We start from the raw sequence: 23,021 nt of genomic DNA, 5'->3' as shown, positions 1-23,021 counted from the left end.
GATCACGGGCAGCGCGCGTACCTTTGCTCCAGCCGCCACGCTCACAATCCAGACACGACGCGCGTCACGCCCGCGCGCTTCAAGTTGCGGTAACGCGCGAGCGCCCACAGCGGGAAGAACTTGCGATAGCCGTGGTAGCGCAAATAGAACACGCGCGGGAAGCCCGTCGCCGTGAAGCGCGTTTCGTCCCAGAGGCCGTGTGCGCGCTGGGTCGTCTGCAGGTACGCGATGCCGCGTGCGACCGCCGGATGATCGACCGCGCCCGCTGCCATCAGGCCGAGCAGCGCCCACGCCGTTTGCGAAGCGGTGCTCGTTGCGCGCTCGTAGCCGCGGTATTCGAGCTTGTAGCTCGTGCCGTCTTCGCCCCAGCCGCCGTCGTCGTTCTGGATCTGCACGAGCCATTGCACCGCGCGCTTCATGCGCGGGTCGTCGTGCTCGAGGCCGGCCGCGTTGAGCGCGCACAGCGCCGTCCACGTGCCGTAGATGTAGTTCATGCCCCAGCGGCCATACCAGCTGCCGTCGGCTTCCTGTTCTTCGAGCAGATAGTGGTACGCGCGGCGTGCGGGCTCGCTCGCGGCCGGCAATTCGCCCAGTTGCGCGAGCATCGACAGGCAGCGGCCCGAGACGTCGGCGGTCGGCGGATCGAGCAGCGCGCCGTGATCCGAGAACGGAATGCTGTTCAGGTAGTACTGCGTGTTCTCCGGCTCGAACGCGCCCCAGCCGCCGTTGCTGCTCTGCATGCCCACCACCCATTCGCGCGCACGCGCGATCGGCTCATCGTAGGCGTTCGTCTTATAGAGCCTGTCGACGCGATCCATCGCGGCCACGACCACGGCCGTGTCGTCGACATCGGGGTAGTGCGGGTTCGCGTACTGGAACGCCCAGCCTCCCGGACGCACCTCGGCCCGGCGCGAGATCCAGTCTCCGCGCACGTCGAGAATCTGCAGCGGGCGCAGCCATTCGAGGCCGCGGCGCGCGGCTTCCTCGGCGCGCGCGTCGCCTGTCTCCAGCAGCGCATGCGCCGCGAGCGACGTGTCCCACACCGGCGAAAGACACGGCTGGACGTAGGCTTCCTCCGCGTGGACCGTCACGAGCTTTTCGAGCGACTGGCGCGCGATCGCGCGGTGCGGATGATCGGCGGGATAGCCCAGCACGTCGTACATCATGACGGCGTTGGCCATGGCGGGGAAAATCGCGCCGAGGCCATCTTCGCCGTTCAGCCGCTCGTCGACGAACGCCACGGCCGCGTCGATGGCGCGCTGGCGCAGGTAGTTGGGAAACAGCGGATCGGTCACGCGCAACACGCCGTCCACGGCGCGGAAGAAGGCGAACCAGCCCTTGCTCTGGTGCGGCGCGCGCGCATTCAGGCCCACGCTCACGGGCGCGCCGCGGAACAGCTCGTCGATGCGCACGCCGCGCGGGTTGCGCGCCACCGGGCGTTTTGCGTTGAGGACGAGCAGCGGCACGATCACCGTGCGCGCCCAGTACGACACCTTCGAAAGATGGAACGGGAACCACTGCGGCAGCAGCATGATCTCGACGGGCATCATCGGGACTGCGTACCAGGTCACCACGCCAAAGAGCGCGAGGAGAATGCGCGTGAACACGTTGACGTGCTCCGCGCCGCCCGCGGCGAGAATCGCCTCGCGCGCGCGGACCATGTGCACGGCATCTTCGGCGTCGCCGATCATCTTGAGCGCGAAGTACGCCTTCACACTCGCGCTCACGTCCATGGCGCCGTCGGTGAAAAGCGGCCAGCCACCGTCCGGCAGCTGGATGCGCCGCAGGTAGCGCGCGATCTTCTGCTCCAGCTCGTGGTTCGCCTCTTCGCCGAGGTAATGCACGAGCAGCACGTATTCGGCCGGAATCGTGGCGTCCGCTTCGAGTTCGTAGACCCAGTGGCCGTCGGCGCGCTGGTCGGCGAGGATCGCATCGGTCGCGCGGGCGACGGCGGCTTCGAGCGTGGCGTCGGGCGTCGCCACGTCGGGCGTCGCTACGTCGGGCGTCGCTACGTCGGGCGTCGCTACGTCGGGCGTCGCTACGTCGGGCATCGCTACGTCGGGCGTCGCCACGGGAGCCGGGTCGATGACGTCGGCGCCGCTGTGGCGGCTGGCGAGATCTTCGGTCGGCGCGGCTTGGGATAAATCGTTCATCTACGTTCCAAATTTTCGGTCAGGAGCAGCTCCGCAGCCTTGCGGCCTGAACGGATCGCTCCTTCGATCGTCGCGGGCAGACCGGTAGCCGTCCAGTCGCCCGCGAGCATCAGATTGCTCCAGCGGGTGCGCGTCGCGGGGCGCCGCCACTCCTCGTCGGGCACCGCGGCGAAGGTCGCGTGCACTTCGGCGCAGACCCGCCACGCCGGCAGCGGCTCGAGCGGCAGCGAGGCTGCCGCGGCCACATCGGCCCAGACCCGTAATGCGATCTCGTCGGGGTCGACGTCGAGCATGCGATGCGCGTCGTGGATCGTCGCGGACAGACGCCCTTCAGGCGCGCACAGCCAGTGGGCCATGCCGTTGACGAGCGCCATCGGCGTGACGAGGCCCGCCGGCGCCGGCACCGAGTAGTGCACCGTGACGATCGAGGTGTGGCGCTGCGGCGCCTGCAGCGCCGGCACCAGCGTCGCGGCCACCGTGCCGGGCACGGCGAGCACCACCGCTTCGTCGTGAGCGAGCGTGATACGTCCGTCCGGGAAATCGAGGGCGACGACGCGGCGCGCCGCGTCGTCGTACGCGATCTCCCGCAGCGGCGAGTCGAGGCGGATCGCGGCGCCGCCATGCTGGAGCATGCGCAACGCCGGATCGACGAATGCGCTGGAAAGGCCGCCACGCGCCGACAGTGGCCGGAACGCCTCGCCGCCCGCCGCGAGTGACTCGCGCAACATCGCCCCCGCCAGCTGCGCGCTGCCCACTCGCGGCTCGATGTTGAGCGCCGTGAGAAAGAACGGATGGAGCAGCCGCTCCCAGAGCACGCCCTCGCAGCGCATGGTTTGCGCCATCGTGCGGCCCGGCTTCGCGAACAGCAGCGGCAGCACCGACAGATAGTCCGCGGCCCGCGTCCCCGGCACGCGCGAGCGCGAGTCGCCGATCCAGAACGGCATGCGCGAGCGTGAAAAGCGCACCGTCCAGCGCGAGCGCGCCGCGACGTCCATGAACGCGAAACCGGGCTCGTTGGCGCCTGATAGCGCGTCACCGGCACCGATCGTACGCACGTATTCCAGCGTGCGCGCATGCCCGGCCAGCACCAGATGGTTGCCCGTATCGAGCGTGGCCCCGAGCGTGGGGTCGTAGTACGAGCGGCAGCGTCCACCTGCCTGGCCGGCGGCCTCGTAGAGCGCCACCTGCACGCCGCGCCGCTGAAGCCGCACGGCCGTCGCGAGGCCCGCAAGCCCAGCGCCGATGACGTGGACTAGCCGAGGCATCAGAACAGCGCGTAACGCGCGACGATCCACATCAGCCGCGCGCGGGGCTTGCTGACTTTCGTGCGCGGCAGATCGAAGCCGCGATCCACGGTGCGCTCGAGCAGCACCCGGTAGACGCCCGACATGATGCGCGGCGCCTTCACCTGCACGCGGGGCGCGGCGTCCATGATCGCGTCGGCCTGCGCGAAGTGAGCGCGCGCGCGCGCAACGAGCGTCTCGCAGACGCGCGGCAGCGCGGCGTCGGCGGCGATCGTGTGCGGATTGCCCGGCGCGATCCCCTCGCGCGCGAGCAATTCGCGCGGCAGATAGCAGCGGTTGATGTCCGCGTCTTCGTCGATGTCGCGCAGGATGTTGGTCAGTTGCAGCGCGCGCCCCAGATGGTGCGAGAGCGCGTGGCCCGGCTCGTCCTGCATCCCGAATATCCTCACCGACAGCCGGCCGGCCGCACTCGCGACGCGGTCGCAGTACAGGTCGAGCGTGGCCTCGTCGGGGGCGCAGATGTCCTCGGCGGCGTCCATGGCCATGCCGTCGATCATCGCGTGAAAGTCCTCGCGCTTGAGCCCGAACGTATGGATGTGGCGCGTGAGCGCCGCGAGCGAGGCGCGCGGCGTGCCGGCATAGCACGCATCGATGTCGGCGCGCCATTGATCGAGCCCTGCCGCGCGCTCGGCGCGCGGCAGGTCGCTGTCCGCGATGTCGTCGACAGCGCGGCAAAAAGCGTAGACCTGATACATGGCGTCGCGCTGCGCAGGCGGCAGGATCCGCATCGCCAGATAAAACGAGCTGCCCGACGAAGCGGCAGCTGCGTCGGTTTGTTGTGTATCGTCCACGACGAGGTTGGAAACGGCCAAGACGATCTCCGCTGGGGGAGCCCTCAACGGGCTTTTGACTCTATTCGGGCCCGCATTGCCGCGGGTCGCCCGCGCGCGCGGACACGCGCGAGGCACCGGCCCTGGAATCGGCTGCCAGGAGGCGCGCAAGGCCGGAAACGGCCAAAAGTATAGCAACCTTTGGGGCGGCCCGCGTAGGGCGGCCCGCTGACGAGCCCCAGTCGGGCAAGGGAGTGCGCGGCCGAAGGCGGCGCGTGGATGGCGCGCTTGGCCCCTGGTGACTCAGGCGAGCGCCACCGAGCAGTTGCGCCCCTGGCGCTTTGCGGTGTAGAGGGCGGCGTCCGCCTCGTTGATCATGCCTTCGTAATCGGGCGCGCCGGTACGTGCGGTGGCGGCACCCACGCTCGCGGTCACCGGCACGATCACGCCCTGGACTTCGACTGGCTCGTCGGCAATCGTGCAGCGAATTTTCTCGGCCACGTAGAGGGCGTCGTCGAGGGGCGTGCACGGCAGGAGCAGCGCGAACTCCTCGCCGCCGAAGCGGCCGAATACGTCCTGCTTGCGCACGACGCCGGACACGCGCTGCGCCATCGAACGAAGCACCGTGTCGCCGGCCATGTGGCCGAACTCGTCGTTGATGCGCTTGAAGTGGTCGAGGTCGAACAACAGCATCGACAGCTCGCCGCCATAGCGCTGCCAGCGCTGGAACTCGTCGGCGAGCCGCGCCTCGAAATAGCGCCGGTTCGCGATGCCCGTCAGGCCGTCGCGATCGGCATACTCGCGCAGCTGGGCCACCGCTTCCTCGCGCTCGCGCTGCATGACGCTCACGTGCGTAACGTCCGAGATCGTCACACACACGGCGATCACGTCGCGCCCGCGCATGAGCGGCATGAAGGTGCAGTCCTGCTGCATGTAATCCACACCGCCCGTGATGGGCCGGTCATGGTCGAACTGGAACAAATAGGGACGCTGCTCCCACGAGCTGAATGCGAAGCTGCCCAGCTGGAACACGCTCTCCACCTTGCGCGTGAGCCACGCGCGCGGCAAGTCCGGAAAGCGCTCGAATATCGGGCGGCCGATTACCTCGTCGGCCGACACGCCGCTGTGGTCCTGCATGAAGCGGTTCCACATCAGCACGTTCATGTCGCGATCGACCACGAAAATGCCGAACCCCACCCGTTCGACGACGAGGTCCGAAAGCGATGGCAACCCGGCTGGCGCGTTCATAGGCTGTGCAACAGTGCGTCGATGGCCCGGCTCACGACGTGAATCGATTCCTCGGCCATCAGCATGACGAGGTGAGCGCGAAAGCGCTGGTCTTCCAGCGCAAAATTGACTTCGACGAGCAGCGCGACGTCCCAGGCGAGCAGCCCCGGCTGGAACACCTGGTCGAGCATGATCGCCTCGCCGAGCAGCCCCGGCTGCGAAAAGATGGGCATGCGCCCGAGCTGATCGAGCATCGACGAGACGCACGCGCCCGTGAGCGCGTTGGCGACGTCGAACATCAGTTCTTCTTCGGTGAGCGCGTCGTCGACACCGGGCGTGCCGTGATGCGCTTCGTCATCGTGATCGTCGGCGCGACCGCCGACCAGACTGCCCAGCTCGGCGATTTCGCCGCTGCGGCAGATCACCAGGGCCTCGCCCTTGATCTCCGAGCGGAAGCCCTGACGCACGGCCGCGACGGGGCCGTCGATGCCGGTCATTTCGCGCAGCGCCGCCGCGGCTTCCGACACGGCGACCACGCGCACGCGCGGCACCGAAAGTTCGATGAAGGCGTTGAGCAGCCCCGATAGCCGCGTGGCCGCCTGCCCCATGCCGAGATTGGCGATCTCCTGCAGCGCGTCGCGCTGGAGTTCCGTGAACACTCGATCAGGCATACAACCCGTACTCCTTCAGGATGGGCAGCAGCGCCTCCTGGGTTACCGGTTTTGCGACGAACGCCGCGGCGCCGAGCGCCTGCACGCGCTCGCGGGCAAGCGGCTGGACATCGGCTGAAACGACGATCACGAACGTGTTCAGATCCTCGTGCTGCAACGCTTCCAGCACCTGGAAACCCGTCATGTCTGGCATCGTGAGGTCGAGGAACATGACGGCCGCGCGACCGGCACGATAATGCTCGAGCGCTTCGAGTCCGTTCGACGCGTACGAGATCGTGACGTCCCAATCCTCGGGCAACGCCTTCGTGAGCACCTTGCGGGCTAACAGCGAATCATCGGCGATCACGATGGGCAAGGACATGGATATGCTGAATGGGTGTGCGTTGGACGGAGTGCGTTTCGACGGATTAACGGCAGCACGCGCAATGACTTTAGGGAAACGGCAAAGAAAATTGCGAGCAAGCCTCGTTATGCGTATTGGTTGGGCTGGCTGGAGCGACCTTGCATCTATGCAAAATCGCGGCTGCGGCATCGCGCAACGGATACCGGTAACACGCCCACGGTCGCGAAAGACTTGGTCTACATGTGTGCCGCCACCCCGTAGCATGCCCGCGCTCCGGTGGTCGGGCGCGCGGATTTCATGCGAACGCGTTATTTATCGTCTCCGCGATTTTCGAATCAAATTGAATCAAATGCAACTCGTCGTTAATCGATGAACGAACAAAATTAACTCAGAGTCGCGAATATTTCGAAATAAATGATCATTCCCCTAATTAAAGGGCGTCGATTATCCCTGTGTGGTACGTTTGCGCTTCGCCGATTTTCGCGAATTCGGCGCGAAGCGAGCGAAAACCGCTGAACGCAAGGCACGCGGGAACATTCGCGCGGCGCGGCGGCCCTGACCTTGTAGTTGGCCGTGAATCGGCGTGTCATCGCGGTCGTTTATCATGTCGCATGCTCCGCGGCCTTTTCCCTGTTTTTCCGTACGATGATTGCTGACCGGCCCGAGCGGCCAGACCAACACGAATCCCTGCCACGCCCCGCCAACGAGGCCCCGTTTCCGGCCGCGCCAGGCCACGACTTCAAGGTGCGCCGGCGCACGCTGCTCGCGCTGCTCGTCGCGGCGATCGTGCTGCCCTGCGTCTACGTGATCGCCATGGCGTACAACGATTTGCGCATGCGCGAAGCCGACGCCACGGATATCACGCTACGCACCTTGCGCGTGGCCGAAGAGCACGCGCTCAAGGTGTTCGACATGAACGAGGCGCTCGATGCGCGCGTGAGCGACCTCGTGCGCGGCCTCGACGACGACGGCATCCGCGCGAACGAGGTGCAGATCCACCAGAAGCTCGACGACATCGGCGGTGGTTTTCCGCAGGTGGCCGCCGTGTCGATTTTCGGGCGCGACGGCGACCTGCTCGCGAGCAGCCGCTACTCTCCGCCGCCGCCCCTCTCGATCGCCACGCGCGACGACTTCACCGGCACACGCGATGGCAGCGTGCTCGAGCACGTCTCGCGCGTGATGCCAGGCCAGGTGAACGGCGAAACCGTGTTCAACATGGGTGTATCGCGCAGCGACGACGCCGATGCGTTCGCGGGTCTCGTCTCCGTCGCGCTGCGCACGGCTTATTTCAGCTCGTTCTATCGCGATCTGCTCGGCCCCGCGTCGCCGATGGCGCTCGGGCTCGTGCGCAGCGACGGCGCGATCCTCGCGTTCGGTCCGCCGCCGCGCGCGTCTGCCTCCGCAATCACGCCGCGCTCGCCGCTCGACGATGCGCTCGCGCGCGGCAGCGAGTCCGGCGTCGTGCGCATGCATTCCGCGGTGCTCGACAGCAACGTGATCGTCGCGTACCGGCGCGTGGGCGGCTACCCCGTCTATGTGACCTGCGCGTATCGCACGCCGGCAATCTGGGCGGCCTGGTACCGGCACCTGAGCGTGCTCATCATCTCGATGTTTGCGCCGTCGATCGCGCTGTGGTGCGTGATCTGGCTTTCGCTGCGGCGCCTCGCCGCCGAAGAGGAGGCATGGGAGCGCTGGCAAGCCGAGGCCTCGATGCGACGTTCGATCGAGTCCGCCTACCGGCAGGCGCGCAAGATGGAAGCGCTCGGCAATCTCGTCGGCAGCGTCGCGCACGACTTCAACAATCTGCTGATGATCATCTCGGCCAACGTGCAGATCGTGCGGCGGCGCGGCGCGGCGGGCCTCGAGCGCGAAATTTCCGCGGTCGAGCGCGCGCTCAAGAGCGGTCAGTCGCTCACGCGCCAGTTGCTCGGCGTCGCGCGCAAGCAGCCGCTGCGCAACGAGACCATCGACGTCGGGCGCTGGCTGCCCGCGGCCCGCGAGTTGCTGCGCGCGTCGCTGGGCGCGAAGGCGTCGCTCGTCGTCGAAGTCGACGACGGCGTGTGGCCCGTGCTCGTCGACGTGGCCGAGTTCGAACTCGCGCTCATCAACCTGGCCGTCAACGCGCGCGACGCGATGCCCAACGGCGGCCGCTTCACCGTGCGCGCGCGCAACATCACCTTCCGGCCCGGCGAAGGCTTCCCGCTCGACGGCGAGTTCGTCCACGTCACGCTCGAAGACACCGGCGCCGGCATGCCGCCGGGCGTGCTCGCGCGCGCGTTCGAGCCGCTCTATACGACCAAATCGAAAGGCACGGGCACGGGCCTCGGCTTGCCGCAGGTATTCGCGTTCTGCGAACGCTCCGGCGGACTCGCCGCGATCGACAGCGCGATCGGCGCCGGCACGACGGTGCATCTGTATCTGCCGCGCTCGCTCGCCGAGCCTCCCGCGCAGCGTCCGGGCGAGGCGCGCGAGGAAACCCCCGAGGTGCAGCAAGGGCTGAACGTGCTGCTCGTCGAGGACAACGACGAAGTCGCCGCCGGGACCGAGGCGCTGCTGCAAATGATGGGCCACCGCGTGACCTGCGCAAGCGACGCGGCAAGCGCCCTCGAGCGGATCGAGGCGCCACACTTCGACGGCGAGGATACGCCGCGCTTCGATCTCGTCCTGTCCGACATCCACATGCCGGGGACGATGAACGGCATCGATCTCGCCGAGACCCTGCAAGGGCTCAAGCCGGGGTTGCCCGTGATCCTCGTCACAGGCTACGCAGAAGAGCTCGACCGCGCGCGCAACGTGGATGTGCGCGTGCTCTCGAAGCCGTTCGACATCGCGCTGCTCGAGAAAATGCTCGACGGGATCCGCAAGGACCGGCACGGCCGCGCAAGCGACGAGCGCGATGCGACGCTCGAGACGGACCGCGACACGCACTGAGCGAGGCACGGCGCTTGCTGCGGGCAGCGCGACCCGCCAAACACGTGGCGAGACGCCGTGCACAGCCTGAGCCATTCGGCGCATGATGGGAACGGTGTCGCAATCTGGCGAAGGAGGCTGCCATGAAACAGATCGTGACGGGCGTTTTCCAGACCTACGAGGGAGCGCGCCATGCGCAGGCCGCGCTGTTGCAGCGCGGCTTCGCGGCGAGCGATATCGACTTGCCGGCGCGCACGGAGGGCGTGCTGGCCGGCATCGAGCGTCTTGTCGGAGGTTTCTTTTCGGCGACGGGCGACGTGCGGCGAACAACGGAGGCCCAGACCGGCATGCCGCCGCCGTCGGGCGAATCGGTGCGGATTGGCGTGCACGTGAGCGACGAGGTGCACGCCAACCTCGCTTACGAAACGCTGCGCGAGGAACACGCGATGGACGTTGCGCTTCGCGGCACGTCGTGGGGCTGGCCTGCGGCGGACCGTCCGCTTGCGCGCGAGCATTCGGCGCTCGATGAACTGGGTCTCTCGGAATTCGCCGAGGCCATGCGGCGCCGCGCCGCTCAGACCGGGTCAGCGGGCGAGGCCCCGCGAGAACCCACGTTCCCGGACCCCACCGTCGCACCAGCGGATGAATCCATGCGCCCGACGAGCGAAGCGGAAGCAACCGTGCTCACGTCGGCGAGCGCGCCCGGCTCCGGCGCGGTGATGGGCGTGCATCATGTGGACATTCCTGCCGCGCCCGAGGCGACGCGACCCGCCGCTGGCGCCGCGCCGCAGATTCCCGACGAATTCCTCGAGTATGAGGAGGACACGCCTGAGCATCATAGGGACATGCCGCCGCGCTCGCTGCACTGAATTTGCGCGCATGCGCGAGATCGGGCGTCAGCGGCCGAGCTGGCGCTTGATCCAGGCCACGTAGGTATCCATGAACCCTTGCAGGAATTTGCGCGTGTCCTCAGCGACGATCTCGCCTTTCTCGTTGATGCGGCTGGCGTCATGCCTGATGAAGATCTCGGGCTGCCCGAGCAGCGCGACGTCGAGATACGCGAGCACATTGCGCAGATGCTGCTGCGCGAGCGCCGTGCCGGTCGCCCCAACCGAGGTGCCGAGAACCGCACCGGGCTTGCCGCGCCACGAATTCGTGCCCCATGGCCGCGAACCCCAGTCGAGCGCATTCTTCAGCACACCTGGCATCGACCGGTTGTATTCCGGTGTGACGAAGAGGAAACCGTCGGCGCTTTCGATTTGTTGCTTGAACCGGCGCGCCACTTCCGGATAGTCCGCGTCGTAATCCTGGCTGTAGAGCGGCAGCACGCCGATGTCGACATAGTCGAAAGTGAAATCGGCGGGGGCGAGAGACGTCACCGCATGCGCAAGTTGCCGATTGAACGAGTCCTTCCGCAAACTACCGATCACGACCGCAATTTTGTAGGTCATTTCAGTGTCCTCGAGAGCGCGCACGAAGCGCAGTGGATGGAAGCAACATCATAGGCGCACGCGAAATCCGGCGATGCAGACGCGCGCAACCCGCACGATAGCCTCTGTGGATAATTCTGGCTTGCGCACATTTATCCACAATTTTTGGGCATAAAGTTGTGGACAACTTAGGCGGAGGGCCGATATATACGGACCTCGCGTCGGATTCGTCTACAGGTTCGCAAAGATGCACTTTGCGCGCGGGCATAACGGCCATTGCGCCGCAGTCATGCACGCGGGCGCACATCGGCGAGGTTCCCGCCGGCGCGCCAACGCAACGGCGGCGATGGCAGGTGCGACCGCCTTCAGTCGAGCAACGCCGCGACGTTTTCAGTCGGACGGCCGATCACGGCGCGGCCGTCGCGCACGACGATGGGTCGCTGAAGCAGGATCGGGTGCCGCGAAATTGCTTCGTACAGCTGATCTTCTGTGACGCCGTCAGCATCGAGACCGAGCGCCTTGTATTCGGTTTCGCCCGTGCGAACCATTTCCAGCAGCTCGCCGCCTAGCATCGAATGCAGCGCCTTGAGTTGCTCGACGGTGAGGGGGTGCTTCAGGTATTCGATTACCTGGACAGGCTCGCTCGCGCTGGCGTTGGTGACCAGTTCGCAGGCGGCTCGGGATTTGGAGCAGCGGGGGTTGTGGTAGATCGTGATCATGACTTCAGGCGTGCGAGAAGGGGTGATGGGCGACTATTGGGAACAGCCGACGAGAATTGTGATTTTAGCTGGCGTGCCGGCCACTTACGATGTGTGCGTAGGCGCGATCCGGTCGCTAACGGCGAATCGCTGGAACGGGCCTCTTGTGCGATTCGGGCAACGTCACCCGTAGAGGACAGACCCTAGGCCGAGAGCGTCTGCGGACTTTATGCGCATAAAGACGCTCGGGTGCACGACGGCATCAGTAACACCGGCGAGGTGAATACCAGCGCCGATGGCGCATGCCGAATGTAACCACGATGTGATTTGCCTAGCCCGTCGCGGGGCTTTATGCGCATAAACCTTGTCCGTGTGGCTAATTCAGCGACGAATTGCATCAAAATCGTTGAATCGAAAAACAATCCAGGTAGAATCCCAAGCTATTAGCAAAAGCGGAGAATACCAATTGGCAGCAGAGATAATCGCAGTCACGCAACAAAAGGGCGGGGTCGGCAAGAGCACGATCGCGATGCATCTCGGCGCGGCATTTCACGAGAAGGGGAAGCGAGTTCTCGTCGTGGATGCCGACGGTCAAAACACATTGGTACACTGGGCCAGTGCGTCAGCCGATGGCGAAACCGGCATCCCGTTTCCGGTGGTCAATCTCTCAGAAGCCGGCGGCCAGATTCATCGGGAGATCAAGAAGTTCATCAACGACTACGACGTGATCGTCGTGGATTGCCCGCCGTCGATCACGGAGAAGGTTTCCGGCGTCGTGCTGCTGGCCGCCACTGTCGCCGTGATTCCCACCTCATCGTCCCCAGCCGATTACTGGTCGAGCGTCGGTCTCGTCAAGTTGATCCAGCAGGCCCAGGTCATGAATGAAGACCTGCGCGCCGTATTCCTGCTGAACAAGACCGAAGAGAAGCGCATGCTTACACGCGAACTGAAACGCGCCCTCGAAGAACTCGGCTTCCCACTGCTAAGAACGCAGATTCCAACCCGCGAGGCGTACAAGCAGGCAATGGCGCTAGGCCAGACAGTTTTGCAAATGAACGACCGCGGCGCGCGCCTCGCCGCAGTCGAAGTGCGCGCATGCGCCGACGAGATCGCGGCCATGCTTCCCTGACTTTATGCGCATAAAGGACCCTGAATGAAACCCTCCCAGTTCGCCAAAGGCTTTCAGGCACGCCCTGATACGACAAGCAGCGAAAAGCGCACCGCACTCGATCGCCTGAACGCCATCGATGGACTCGTCCAGGACCCGCAAAAAACGCGAGAGGTCGCGGGACATGCGAGCCAGCCTGCGCTTGTGCCGGGTTTCGAGCCTGCCGCCGCACCGGCGCTCGAAGACACGCCGGGCCTCGAAAATGAGTCGGCCGAATACCGCGCCTGGCGCATGGCGCGCGGCTACCGCCCGGGGCAAATCATCGAATTGCCTCTCAAGGACATCAAGCCGAGCCCCTTCAACCCTCGTCATTTTTATCTGAAAGCTTCGATCGCTGAACTTGCCGTCAACCTCGCAAAGCAAGGCCAGCAACAGGCGATTCACGTGATACCAGACTATTCGGCGCCCGGAAGCTACTACGTGAGCGATGGCGGGCGCCGGGTGCGCGCACTGAAAGAAGCAAACAAGGAGGTCGTCAAAGCCATCGTTGTCGATCTGCCGATCGGCATTCAGAGCTACAAGCTCGGTTACGACCTGAACGTTCAGCGCGACTCACAAACCGTCTTCGACAATGCGGTCGTTTGGAAGCGATTCATCGACGAGAAACATTTCCAGAGCCAGCGCGAACTTGCCGATCATCTCGGACTCGACGAATCGACCGTTGCCGTTGCGCTGTCGATCGGCAAGTTGCCGGAATCGGTCATGCAGGAGATGGTCGCGCGCCCGGACCGCTTCGGCTCGAACATGGCCTACCAGGTTGGGCGCTATCACGGCGCGCGCGGAACGGATGCCACGCTGCGTCTCATCAACCGGATCGTCGCCGACGATCTGAGCACGCGCCAGGTGGCCGATATCGTGAAAGGCCGGGCGAATGCGCAGGAAAGCCCGAAGCCCGCGGGTCGTCAGCGCTATGCACAACGGCTGGAGATCAAGCTGGATGGTGTGGCCGTCGGCGACCTGAAGTCATACGGCGACGACCGGCTGGAACTGCGGCTGAAAGGCCTGACCAAAGATCGACGTGACTCGATTCTTCAGCAGATCGAGCAGATCCTGAAAAATAAATAATGCTGGAAAACCGCTTGGCGGTCATTGTGGCAGACCGCCGGCGATCGCCTTACCGCCCCGCATCGGATGGGGCGGCCCACGGCTCATGGTCAGGTCAGGCTGTTACCCAGCGACAGCTCAGGCCGCGCGCGACTGGCTGAGCGTAAACGCCAGAAGGTCACCGTCGGTCGGTTCGCCCCAGGTCTTGCGTGCGAGCCAGTCGAAAAACGCCGTGTCTGCCAGTTTCGATTCAAGCCCACGGCGGCGCCAGTCATCGCGCAAGTGTGCGCCCAGTACCGGCAGTTCATCTGCCTCGAATGACTGACGCGCCAGTTCGCGCTCTGTGTCGCCCTGTTCCTCGTAGAGCGAGCGTGCCTCCTTGCGCCGATAAGCCGCGTACTCGTCGAGCAGACGCGCCTTCGGATCGTCCGCCGTCACGGACGCGGCCGCTGACCGGCCAACCGCCGGCGTGGCGCCCGTCGCGGTTTCGACCGGCGGCGCATAGCCCTTCTTCAGCGCGTCCTTGAACAACGCCGCGGCGCTGCGCACCGGCGGCAAGCTCGTGCTGCGCATACGCTGTTCGGTCAACTGCAGCGCGGCGCGGATGCGGTTTTCCTCGCTGTCGGCATAAAGCGATTGCGCTTCCTTGAGCGGAATGCCGATCTTGACCATCCGGTCGACGAGCGTACTGTCGAACACATTGGGGTGCTCGTCGAGCGCGAGCATCGGTTGCTTGCGCTCGGTCACGCGAAACTGGATTTCGGCGACACGACGCCCTTCGCGATGTTCGATCAGCTCGACGAAGATGTTCGTCACCGCGTTGACTTCGGCGATCGCGGGCCGTAGATAATCGCGCTTGAAATACTTGTATTCGCGTTTGGCCTCGTCGCCCGCTTCGGTATCCGGCGTGCCCGAGAGGATCGGGCGCCACCACTCCCAGGTCTCGCGCATCGTCAGATGGCTGGGATTCGTGAGATAGCGCACGCAGATCTCGTATAGCGCCAGCCCTGCGCTGCTGCGCAACTGGCTCTGGAACTGCAGGCTCAGGCGCGCGTACTGGACCGGGTCCAGCAGCTTCTTCTTGATCTTCGGCGCAAACGAGAATTCCACCCAGACGCGACGCGTTTGCGGATCTTCGAGAATTTCCGCGTCCGCGATCAGCGTGGAGATGCCCCACTTGCGGCCGGGCTTCTGGCTCGATGTGCCCTGGCTCCATTCGACCTGCACCGACACCATGCGGCGCAGATGCTCCTTTACGAGCGCCGTATCGTTCGAATCGAACGCCGAGTTGGCGACGATGTCCGAAAGCAGCGCGCGATAGGTATCGCCAGACTCGTCGGCCTGCTGGGCAACGGCCAGGAGAACGTTGAACAGCTTGCGGGTCAGCAGGGTGATCTTGCCGCTTTTCGGCTGGATCGCGATCGCCTCGACGGCCTTGCGCAATTCCGCCGAGCTGGGGCTTACCACATCGGTCTTTTTCACGCGCTTCGTGGCCATGCGTCGGATCGAGGAGAGAATTTCGCGAAAGGATACCGCCTGTGGTGATAGGCGTCTATAGGGCGTCCCTCACCATTGCCGGTGATGGAGGCATCGCGTGCGCCGCTCACCGCGACGACTTCCCGTATCGGCTCACCGTTAGCCGGACGCCCGTCTGGCGGGGTGCTTTGCGTGTCGCGCGATCCGGCACGATCCGTGTTTTTCCGCTCGAGTCAACGGGCGATGACCACTCCCGTATTGCCTCACCTTAAAAATTTCTCCCGGCCAGTGAAAAATCCCTTTTGCTGGTGGCGGAATCCCGGCGGCCCTCCTTTGAGCGAAAAATATTCGCCTTGACGACACAAACTCGCCGCAAAGGCTGAATGTGCCTCCTGTTTAGACTCAAAACCCTCTTTCTCGGTAAAACGGACGAAAGATGGGCCTCCCGAAGGTCCGAAAACCCGTATCGCCCCCCGTAAATCCTCACCATTAGCCAAAAAGGGTCGCCGTGTCGGTCGGCCTCAAAGCGCCGTCGCCGCGTCTGCCTGAGGGCGAATACTCCTGAAAACGCTCACCTTCGGTGCGACAGGACGGTCCAGCAGCCCTGAGGCGAACGCCCCCGGAAACGCTCACCATTTGAACGGGCATAGAGAAAAGCTCAATAGATTCCGTAACTTATCCACATGCATCGAAGGCCGGCAAACCCATCGCGCTGCTCCCGTATCACCTCACCTCAAGCAGCAACGGCCCAAATGGGAAGCGAACTAGCAGCGCGAAAATGCTCCCGAATTTCCTCACCGGTGCAACATCCCGAGCCGACAACGCCCCGCCTGAACCCGCGCAATCTCGGCCATTGCAGCGTAGTGAACGCCAACTTTCTCCCATAATTGCTCATCCAGGGCATCAACGGGTCTAAATGCAGCCCCCGAAAACGCTCACCTTTGCGTACGTTTGACCGCGCAACCACCCGGCTACGCGACACCGCGGCTACTCCCGAAAAGCCTCACCTCTAGCGGCGAAAAACCTGTGAAAACGCATCCGGGCCGGACAGCCGCCCGCCCGGCCTGCAATGACCCTCCCGAAAAAGCTCACCTATGGCGCGCGAAAGCGCCCATTTCATCAGGTTTCGGCCTTCCGCTCCCGAAAAGCTTCACCTTCGATCCGTATTTTTTCCCGATTCTTCTCACCGCATGCCTCGCAGCACCCTGATCTCGCACAAAAGTGGCGCCAATCCGCGGCCCCGAATCCGCTCACCGTTGCGTTTCACGTAACTATCGCGGCCAGGACTGCCAACCGTGACCGGTCCGGGGGCGGCCTCCCGCATCCTCTCACCCTTGCGCAGCAGTCAAGAATCGCCTCGATCCCGAACCCGCTCACGTTCTTTCCTGCACCGGCTCACCCATCGTCCCGAAGCCCTTCACCGGACTTTCCCGCACCCGCTCACCCAGGATCCCGTAAAGCTTCACCTGACCGGCCGAAAACGCCCGCCAGGTAAGGGTTTGCCATGGCGTTAACGTTTTTAACTGGTATCAAGGGTGTTTACTTTTATGACTCTCAAGCACGATGACTCCCTGTGAGCGGCTTGAAAATTCACTATTCCCCACCTCGCTGCCGCGACGCCTCTGTTCTGCTCGCGTGAAACAACGCATCGCAGTAAAATTCATCCGAAAAACAGCATATTTACAACGGTTTACGTTGCGAAGTTCAATTTGTTTCACGCAATTGGTCCGTGGAAGCCTGTCACTCGCGTTGTAAAACCGCGCTTGAGGACTGCTGCGCCGGCTTGCGCAGCCTTCAATTCGAAAAGCGTAGCAAATAGAACGTAATTTGTTATGATTCGTCCACTCCCCTGCCGAGAAGACGAACGTGAGAGACCAAGACCGCCAGGCAATCCGCGAAGAGCTCGATCAATTGCGCAAAAACGGCGCACGCCGGCAAGACCTATCTCTGCATGCCTGCAAACGGCTGTTTTTCGACTTCGAGATCAAACCGTCGATGGCCGCTGTCCGTGAGCTGACACAGACAGGTAGCGCGAGCGACATTCCCAAGGACATCGAGCTTTTCTGGCAACGCATCCGCGCGACGTCGAAAGTGCGTGCGGGCGTGGGGTCCATCCCGCCCGCACTGGAGGAACGCGCGGGTGAATTGCTTGGCGCGCTTTTCGAAGAAGCGCTGACGCTTGCGGCCGATGCGCTGAAGGCAGAACGTGCCGAGTTCGAAGCCGGGCGCCTCGATGCCGAGCAGGCCGTCCGGGATGCCGAAGCCCGCCGTGCGGCGGCAGATGAAATGCTGCAGCGTAGTGAAGCCCGTATCGAAGCGGCTTTTGTCCGTGTGCGCGAACTGGAAAGTCAGCTCGCTACTGCATCCGCGCAAGACGTGCTGGCACACGGCAACCTCGCGGTGCAAATCCAGCGCCTCGAGGCCGAAAACGAGTCGCTGCGCAAGCGGATCGAGTCGGAACAGACCACCAATGCGGGATTGCGTGATCGCATCGACGGCCTGCACGAAGAGATGCGCAAGAGCACTGAGCACTATGCGCAGCAAATCAAGGACGCGCTTGCCGAGGCCGAGCGGCGCGTGAAACCGATGCTCGTCGAACTCGATTCCCTGCGCACGATGTCGGCGACCTGGCAGGCGACCCAGCGCGACGCCAGCAAGAAGGAGTTCGATTTCATCCAGCAGCTGGCGACGGCGAAGGCTCGCGCGGACCGGCTCGATGCGGTGCTGCGTGAGCGTTCCGACGAAGTCGAAGTTTTGACCCGGGAGGTCGCCGCCTTGCGCGGTCAGCAGGGACTCGATGCTTCTGTCGCGGCGGTGTTGTGTTCGCTGGCCGAAGCCGGGCGGCTCTCGGAAGCGGAACTCGCGAGCCTCGGTACGGTGGCGGATGGGCACGTCGCCTTACCGGCGCGGTGTCCTAACTGCCACGAAGGGGAACCAGAGTTGTCTGAAATGGACGATGGTTTCGAGTTCACGTGCCCCGAGTGTGACTACACATCGGGAACGGCGGTGTCGAAGCTGGGGGCGTACGCGCGCTTCATGGCGGCCAACGCTGCGCGCGAACGCGCTTGAGGTGAGCGTTTACGGGAGCCGGGAAGCCGGCAGCCCGGCGTGGATGGAGCATCCCCGCGGGCCCGGCCAGTGAGCTTTTACGGGAGACGGTCGTGTCGCATGTTCCATGCGAAACCGCCGGCCCGTGCTGCGTTTTCACGCCTTGTCGCTCACGGCGGAAATCGGATTCAAGGCCTCGCGTTCCGCCCATGTCTTCCATGCGCGATGAAGCCGCCCGGCGGAAATCGGCTGCAGGAAACCGAGCCACTGCCCGACCTGATCGATATCGAATCCGCGCTCGAAGAGATCCGCCGCGTACGTGTTGCGCAAGGTCTGCGGGCTTGCGCGCTCAGCGCGCGTTTGCGCCACGCCGGCGGCTTCCATCAGCGCGTCGATTGCGCGCAGTACGGTGGCCTTGTGCATCGCGCGTCCAGAAGGCGATCCAGGAAACACCAGTTGGCCTGGTAATCCCGCGAGCCGGCGCGCTTCGAGCCATGCGCCCAGCACATCGACCGCAAACGGCGCGAGCCGCGCCACGCGCGTGAATACCGGGTTGGCGGCTTCGATCGTGACCGCTTCGGAGCCGATCGCCACGCAGTCGAGCGTCAGCGCGATGGCGTCGCCCGTTTTCAACCCACCGCCAAGAAAGATCGCGACGAGCGCCCGGTCGCGGCGTTCCCGCCATCGCTTCGCAGCCGATGGCTCGACGAGCGGCGAGAACAGCTGACCGATGATCGCGGCGCGCTCGGCGGGCGTGAGAAATCCGGTCGGCTCGTTCTCGCGCGCGTTGCGCCATGCGGCTTCACCGTCCTGCGCGATGAAGCGCGCGGGATTCGTGGAGGCGAGTTCGATCTCGCGAACATGATCGAGCACGCGCTCGATGAGCCGCAGATAGCGAAGCCGCTGCGGCTTTTTTACCTCGAGACTCGCGACGAATTCGGCGATCGTGCCGGTGTCCACCGTCATGATGGTTTTGCGCTTGAGCGCGAGCCATTCGAGAAAACGGCCCCACTGCACGCGATAGACATCCGCTGAAGAACGGCGCAAGTCCTGGGAGACGAGCCACGCATCGAACGCGGCGACGGGGTCGCGCTGCCAATCCTGGCGCTGTTGGTCGAAGAGGTCGCGTGAGGAAGTGGAGGACGCCATCTCTATCATTCCGTTAGTTGCGTAGCTGGAACATTATAGCGGTTCGTCATCGGTGCGACCCGACGTCCACGATACACGTTCAACCGCCCCAGGCGCGTGCGCGTCGCGTGGGGCCGCTGCGACGCGCCTGCCGGCGTGCTTCCTCTGCGCATTGCGCAGCGCGTTCGTAGGCCGAGACCGCAAACGCGAATACGGCGGGCAGCGCGTTGGACCGGCCGAAGTCGACGGCGTCGTCCGTCTCTGGCCACGCGAGGCCGCCCGGCCGCTGAAAGAGGCCGAGCATGAGGGCGTCGTGACGGCTGGCGAAGCCGAGGTCGGCGAGCGCCTCCGCTTCGATGGCATGCAGCAGGCGCCACGTGAGCGGCACCTGCTGAGCGATATAGCGGTGCGCAATATTGCGGACAATGTGTTCGAGGTCGCGGGCGGCGGCCTGAAAGCGCAAGGCGGCGAGATCGTGCTCGCGCGGCAGTTCGGTTGGGAGGGACATCGGCGGCTCCAGTCGGACTTTCACTGTATGAATATACAGTAGTCGCTCCGATCGTGCAGCCTCATCCGATCGGCAGGAGCCCAGGCGGTGACGCGCGCACTCAGCCGTGGATCACCACGAGCAGCGCGCGCGCTTCGCCCTTGCCTGCGTTGCGGATGGCGTGCGGTTGATCGGCGATGTAGCGCGCCGTGTCCGCCGCCTTCAGACGCTGCGCCGTGCCCGCCGCCTCCACCTCGATGCTGCCTTGCAGCACCGTGAGGTGCTCGCGCGTGCCCGGCTCATGCGCGCCGGAAACCAGCGCACCACCGGGCTTGAGCGTCAGTTCATACCACTCGAAATGGCCGGCGAGCTCGATAGGCCCCCACACGCGCAACTGATAACCGGCCTCGTGGCCGAGCAGCGTCGGGATATCGTGCGGCCCGGCAACGGCGATGGCCTCGGGCGCCTTGGGAGCGGCGAACAGCGAATCGAGCTTGACGCCCAGCGCGTTGGTGAGCCGCCAGGCCACGGCGATCGTCGGATTCGCCTTGTCGCGCTCGATTTCCGATAGCATGGATTTCGAGACGCCCGCCGCGCGCGAGAGATCATCGAGCGTCATCTTGCGCTCGGTGCGCAGCCGCTGGATCTGCTCGCCCACGCGCGGCGGCGCGATCGCGGCGGGTACGGCGGATGCCGGCAGAGCGCTCGATACAGCCGACGGGAGCGTTTCAGGAGCCGCCGCGGCGGCGCGTGTTTTGCGGGTGCTTGCCATTCACGGCCTCATCGTTTAGAGTGCGTTCGACATATCGAACGCAGGTTCGAAATAAAGGAAATATTCGCCAGCGGCTGATGGCGACTATATCAAACCGCGGCAACCGCGGCGGCCCGCGGCTTATGACAGGAGCACGATTCATGCGTACCCCGTATATCGATCACTTGCGCGCAACGCTAGACCAGATTCGCGCAGACGGCTTCTACAAGAACGAGCGCGTGATCGCCACGCCACAGTCCGCCGATATCCGGCTTGCCGATGGCAGCGAGGTGCTTAACTTCTGCGCGAACAACTACCTCGGGCTCGCCAACGACGCGCGCCTCATCGCCGCCGCGAAAGACGGGCTCGAGCGCGACGGTTTCGGCATGGCGTCGGTGCGTTTCATCTGCGGCACGCAAACCGTGCACAAGCAGCTCGAAAGTGCGCTCGCCGCTTTTTTGCAAACCGAAGACTGCATTCTCTACTCGAGCTGTTTCGACGCGAACGGCGGCCTCTTCGAAACACTGCTCGGCGAAGACGACGCCATCATCAGCGACGAACTCAATCACGCGAGCATCATCGACGGTGTGCGCCTCTCGAAGGCGCGCCGCTACCGCTACAGGAACAACGATCTTTCGGACCTCGAAGCAAAGCTGAGAGAAGCCGACGAAGCCGGCGCGCGTTACAAGCTCATCGCCACCGACGGCGTGTTCTCGATGGACGGCATCATCGCCGACCTCAAGGGCATCTGTGACCTCGCCGACCGCTATGACGCGCTCGTGATGGTAGACGACTCGCACGCGGTGGGCTTCATCGGCGAGCATGGGCGCGGCACGCCCGAGCATTGCGGGGTGGCGGGACGGGTGGACATCATCACCGGCACGCTCGGCAAGGCGCTTGGCGGCGCGTCGGGCGGCTACATCGCGGCGAAGCAGGAAGTGGTCGACCTGCTGCGTCAGCGCTCGCGCCCGTATCTTTTCTCGAATACGCTCACGCCCAGCATTGCCGCCGCGTCGCTCACGGTGCTGGAACTGATTGCGAGCGACGAAGGCGCGCGACTGCGTCGGCGCGTGCGCGAGAACGGCGCGCAGTTTCGCCGCGAAATGAGCGCACTGGGCTTCACGCTCGTGCCCGGCGAACACCCGATCATTCCCGTGATGCTCGGCGACGCGCAGGTCGCCGCGAAGATGGCCGACGCGCTCCTGCAAGAAGGCGTCTACGTGATCGGTTTCTCGTATCCCGTCGTGCCGAAGGGCCGCGCGCGCATCCGCACGCAGATGAGCGCCGCGCACACGCCCGAACAGATCGGGCGCGCCGTCGACGCTTTTGCGCGGGTGGGCAAGCAGCTCGGCGTGATTTAACAAGGATTGCGAACCAAATGAAAGCTCTCGCCAAACTCGAACGCGCGCCGGGACTCACGCTCACGCGCGTGAAGAAACCCGAAGTCGGCCACAACGATGTGATGATCAAGATCCGCAAGACCGCGATCTGCGGCACGGACATCCACATCTGGAAATGGGACGACTGGGCGCAGAAGACCATTCCGGTGCCGATGCACGTGGGCCACGAATACGTGGGCGAGATCGTCGAGATGGGACAGGAAGTGCGCGGCTTCGAACCAGGCGACCGCGTCTCGGGCGAAGGGCATATCACGTGCGGCTTTTGCCGCAATTGCCGCGCGGGGCGGCGGCACCTGTGCCGCAACACGACGGGCGTAGGCGTGAACCGCGAAGGCGCGTTCGCCGAATATCTCGTGATTCCGGCCTTCAACGCGTTCAAGATCCCGCCGGAAATCTCCGACGATCTCGCCGCGATCTTCGATCCGTTCGGCAACGCCACGCACACGGCGCTCTCGTTCAACCTCGTGGGCGAGGACGTGCTCATCACGGGCGCGGGGCCGATCGGCATCATGGCCGTGGCGATCGCGAAGCACGTAGGCGCGCGCAACGTCGTCATCACCGATGTCAACGACTATCGCCTCGAACTGGCGCGCAAGATGGGTGCGACGCGTGCCGTGAACGTCGCGCGCGAGTCGCTGCGCGACGTGATGGCGGATCTGCACATGACCGAAGGCTTTGACGTGGGGCTCGAAATGTCGGGCGTGCCGAGCGCATTTACGGCGCTGCTCGATTCGATGAATCACGGTGGAAAGGTCGCGCTGCTCGGCATTCCGCCCGCGCAAACCGCCATCGACTGGAATCAGGTCATCTTCAAGGGCCTCGAAATCAAGGGCATTTACGGCCGCGAAATGTTCGAGACCTGGTACAAGATGGTCGCGATGCTGCAAAGCGGGCTCGATCTCTCGCCCACCATCACGCACCGCTTCAACGTGGACGACTACGAGAAAGGTTTCGCAGCCATGCTCTCGGGCGAGAGCGGCAAGGTGATTCTCGACTGGTCCGAGCCTTGAGCG

At 64.6% G+C, this 23,021-nt stretch carries 19 protein-coding genes; 7 read left to right on the top strand and 12 right to left on the bottom strand.

The annotated features are described in order from the left end of the window. Positions 1-41 precede the first annotated feature (41 nt). The 6 genes from shc to VSR34_RS08785 form a co-directional block, all read right to left on the bottom strand. Positions 42-2,153 (bottom strand): squalene--hopene cyclase, encoded by a 2,112-nt coding sequence (shc, locus tag VSR34_RS08810; protein ID WP_342962339.1) that lies wholly within the window; start codon positions 2,151-2,153, stop codon positions 42-44. Next, positions 2,150-3,418, bottom strand: coding sequence for a hydroxysqualene dehydroxylase HpnE (hpnE, locus tag VSR34_RS08805; protein WP_342962338.1), 1,269 nt, complete (start codon positions 3,416-3,418; stop codon positions 2,150-2,152). The genes shc and hpnE overlap by 4 nt, the downstream gene beginning before the upstream one ends. Continuing rightward, a complete protein-coding gene (gene hpnD / locus VSR34_RS08800; RefSeq protein WP_028209844.1) occupies positions 3,418-4,269 on the bottom strand; it encodes a presqualene diphosphate synthase HpnD in 852 nt (283 codons plus the stop codon). Before hpnD ends, hpnE begins: the two co-directional genes overlap by 1 nt. Before the next feature lie 261 nt (positions 4,270-4,530). After that, a complete protein-coding gene (locus tag VSR34_RS08795) occupies positions 4,531-5,475 on the bottom strand; it encodes a diguanylate cyclase (RefSeq protein ID WP_342962337.1) in 945 nt (314 codons plus the stop codon). Continuing rightward, positions 5,472-6,125, bottom strand: coding sequence for a chemotaxis protein CheC (locus VSR34_RS08790; protein ID WP_028209846.1), 654 nt, complete (start codon positions 6,123-6,125; stop codon positions 5,472-5,474). The genes VSR34_RS08795 and VSR34_RS08790 overlap by 4 nt, the downstream gene beginning before the upstream one ends. Continuing rightward, positions 6,118-6,486 carry a response regulator gene (locus VSR34_RS08785; RefSeq protein ID WP_028209847.1) on the bottom strand — a complete coding sequence of 123 codons (369 nt, stop codon included), beginning with the start codon at positions 6,484-6,486 and terminating at the stop codon, positions 6,118-6,120. The genes VSR34_RS08790 and VSR34_RS08785 overlap by 8 nt, the downstream gene beginning before the upstream one ends. A gap of 627 nt (positions 6,487-7,113) precedes the next feature. Between VSR34_RS08785 and VSR34_RS08780 the strand changes: the two genes are divergently transcribed. After that, entirely contained in the window at positions 7,114-9,399 is a 2,286-nt protein-coding gene (locus VSR34_RS08780; protein WP_342962336.1) for a response regulator, read from the top strand. Positions 9,400-9,521: 122 nt separating this feature from the next. Beyond that, positions 9,522-10,247 carry a hypothetical protein gene (locus tag VSR34_RS08775; RefSeq protein ID WP_028209848.1) on the top strand — a complete coding sequence of 242 codons (726 nt, stop codon included), beginning with the start codon at positions 9,522-9,524 and terminating at the stop codon, positions 10,245-10,247. Positions 10,248-10,274: 27 nt separating this feature from the next. Here VSR34_RS08775 and VSR34_RS08770 read toward each other — a convergent pair whose 3' ends face one another. Together VSR34_RS08770 and arsC are read right to left on the bottom strand one after the other, a co-directional pair. Beyond that, positions 10,275-10,829 carry an NAD(P)H-dependent oxidoreductase gene (locus VSR34_RS08770; RefSeq protein WP_342962335.1) on the bottom strand — a complete coding sequence of 185 codons (555 nt, stop codon included), beginning with the start codon at positions 10,827-10,829 and terminating at the stop codon, positions 10,275-10,277. 344 nt (positions 10,830-11,173) lie between these two features. Next, on the bottom strand, positions 11,174-11,527 hold the full coding sequence (gene arsC, locus VSR34_RS08765; RefSeq protein ID WP_028209850.1) for an arsenate reductase (glutaredoxin): 354 nt from the start codon (positions 11,525-11,527) through the stop codon (positions 11,174-11,176). Between the two features lie 445 nt (positions 11,528-11,972). Here arsC and parA point away from each other — a divergent pair, with 445 nt between their 5' ends. Then, on the top strand, positions 11,973-12,635 hold the full coding sequence (gene parA, locus VSR34_RS08760; RefSeq protein ID WP_028209851.1) for a ParA family partition ATPase: 663 nt from the start codon (positions 11,973-11,975) through the stop codon (positions 12,633-12,635). 24 nt (positions 12,636-12,659) lie between these two features. Beyond that, complete coding sequence (locus VSR34_RS08755; RefSeq protein ID WP_028209852.1) at positions 12,660-13,739, top strand: ParB/RepB/Spo0J family partition protein; 1,080 nt, start codon at positions 12,660-12,662, stop codon at positions 13,737-13,739. Positions 13,740-13,856: 117 nt separating this feature from the next. Here the strand turns inward: VSR34_RS08755 and VSR34_RS08750 are convergent, their stop codons facing one another. After that, positions 13,857-15,215, bottom strand: coding sequence for a replication initiation protein (locus VSR34_RS08750; RefSeq protein ID WP_028209853.1), 1,359 nt, complete (start codon positions 15,213-15,215; stop codon positions 13,857-13,859). Between the two features lie 1,890 nt (positions 15,216-17,105). On the opposite strand from VSR34_RS08750, the gene VSR34_RS08745 reads away from it, so the two are divergent. After that, complete coding sequence (locus VSR34_RS08745; RefSeq protein ID WP_238327599.1) at positions 17,106-18,263, top strand: DNA-binding protein; 1,158 nt, start codon at positions 17,106-17,108, stop codon at positions 18,261-18,263. Between the two features lie 135 nt (positions 18,264-18,398). Here VSR34_RS08745 and VSR34_RS08740 read toward each other — a convergent pair whose 3' ends face one another. From VSR34_RS08740 to VSR34_RS08730, 3 genes are all read right to left on the bottom strand, one after another. Further along, positions 18,399-19,391, bottom strand: a complete 993-nt coding sequence (locus tag VSR34_RS08740) for a tyrosine-type recombinase/integrase (protein ID WP_342962334.1) — start codon at positions 19,389-19,391, stop codon at positions 18,399-18,401. 79 nt (positions 19,392-19,470) lie between these two features. Continuing rightward, on the bottom strand, positions 19,471-19,878 hold the full coding sequence (locus VSR34_RS08735) for a DUF2471 family protein (protein ID WP_028229726.1): 408 nt from the start codon (positions 19,876-19,878) through the stop codon (positions 19,471-19,473). Positions 19,879-19,978: 100 nt separating this feature from the next. After that, positions 19,979-20,629 carry an XRE family transcriptional regulator gene (locus tag VSR34_RS08730; RefSeq protein WP_028229727.1) on the bottom strand — a complete coding sequence of 217 codons (651 nt, stop codon included), beginning with the start codon at positions 20,627-20,629 and terminating at the stop codon, positions 19,979-19,981. 140 nt (positions 20,630-20,769) lie between these two features. On the opposite strand from VSR34_RS08730, the gene VSR34_RS08725 reads away from it, so the two are divergent. Next, positions 20,770-21,969, top strand: a complete 1,200-nt coding sequence (locus VSR34_RS08725; RefSeq protein ID WP_028229728.1) for a glycine C-acetyltransferase — start codon at positions 20,770-20,772, stop codon at positions 21,967-21,969. Positions 21,970-21,986: 17 nt separating this feature from the next. Next, positions 21,987-23,018, top strand: a complete 1,032-nt coding sequence (tdh, locus tag VSR34_RS08720) for an L-threonine 3-dehydrogenase (RefSeq protein ID WP_342962333.1) — start codon at positions 21,987-21,989, stop codon at positions 23,016-23,018. Positions 23,019-23,021 lie beyond the last annotated feature (3 nt).

The sequence above is a fragment of the Paraburkholderia sp. JHI2823 genome, assembly GCF_038900695.1.
GTDB classification, from domain to species: Bacteria; Pseudomonadota; Gammaproteobacteria; order Burkholderiales; family Burkholderiaceae; genus Paraburkholderia; species Paraburkholderia mimosarum.
This window is presented reverse-complemented; position numbering and strand designations above follow the sequence as displayed.

Bases quoted from the DNA above. Each gene is read 5' to 3' on its own strand.
- VSR34_RS08740 (WP_342962334.1), bottom strand. From the start codon at position 19,391: ATGGCGTCCTCCACTTCCTCACGCGACCTCTTCGACCAACAGCGCCAG.
- VSR34_RS08755 (WP_028209852.1), top strand. From the start codon at position 12,660: ATGAAACCCTCCCAGTTCGCCAAAGGCTTTCAGGCACGCCCTGATACG.
- VSR34_RS08785 (WP_028209847.1), bottom strand. From the start codon at position 6,486: ATGTCCTTGCCCATCGTGATCGCCGATGATTCGCTGTTAGCCCGCAAG.
- VSR34_RS08730 (WP_028229727.1), bottom strand. From the start codon at position 20,629: ATGGCAAGCACCCGCAAAACACGCGCCGCCGCGGCGGCTCCTGAAACG.
- hpnE (WP_342962338.1), bottom strand. From the start codon at position 3,418: ATGCCTCGGCTAGTCCACGTCATCGGCGCTGGGCTTGCGGGCCTCGCG.
- VSR34_RS08770 (WP_342962335.1), bottom strand. From the start codon at position 10,829: ATGACCTACAAAATTGCGGTCGTGATCGGTAGTTTGCGGAAGGACTCG.
- arsC (WP_028209850.1), bottom strand. From the start codon at position 11,527: ATGATCACGATCTACCACAACCCCCGCTGCTCCAAATCCCGAGCCGCC.
- VSR34_RS08790 (WP_028209846.1), bottom strand. From the start codon at position 6,125: ATGCCTGATCGAGTGTTCACGGAACTCCAGCGCGACGCGCTGCAGGAG.
- VSR34_RS08795 (WP_342962337.1), bottom strand. From the start codon at position 5,475: ATGAACGCGCCAGCCGGGTTGCCATCGCTTTCGGACCTCGTCGTCGAA.
- VSR34_RS08725 (WP_028229728.1), top strand. From the start codon at position 20,770: ATGCGTACCCCGTATATCGATCACTTGCGCGCAACGCTAGACCAGATT.
- VSR34_RS08775 (WP_028209848.1), top strand. From the start codon at position 9,522: ATGAAACAGATCGTGACGGGCGTTTTCCAGACCTACGAGGGAGCGCGC.
- VSR34_RS08750 (WP_028209853.1), bottom strand. From the start codon at position 15,215: ATGGCCACGAAGCGCGTGAAAAAGACCGATGTGGTAAGCCCCAGCTCG.
- VSR34_RS08735 (WP_028229726.1), bottom strand. From the start codon at position 19,878: ATGTCCCTCCCAACCGAACTGCCGCGCGAGCACGATCTCGCCGCCTTG.
- shc (WP_342962339.1), bottom strand. From the start codon at position 2,153: ATGAACGATTTATCCCAAGCCGCGCCGACCGAAGATCTCGCCAGCCGC.
- tdh (WP_342962333.1), top strand. From the start codon at position 21,987: ATGAAAGCTCTCGCCAAACTCGAACGCGCGCCGGGACTCACGCTCACG.
- VSR34_RS08780 (WP_342962336.1), top strand. From the start codon at position 7,114: ATGATTGCTGACCGGCCCGAGCGGCCAGACCAACACGAATCCCTGCCA.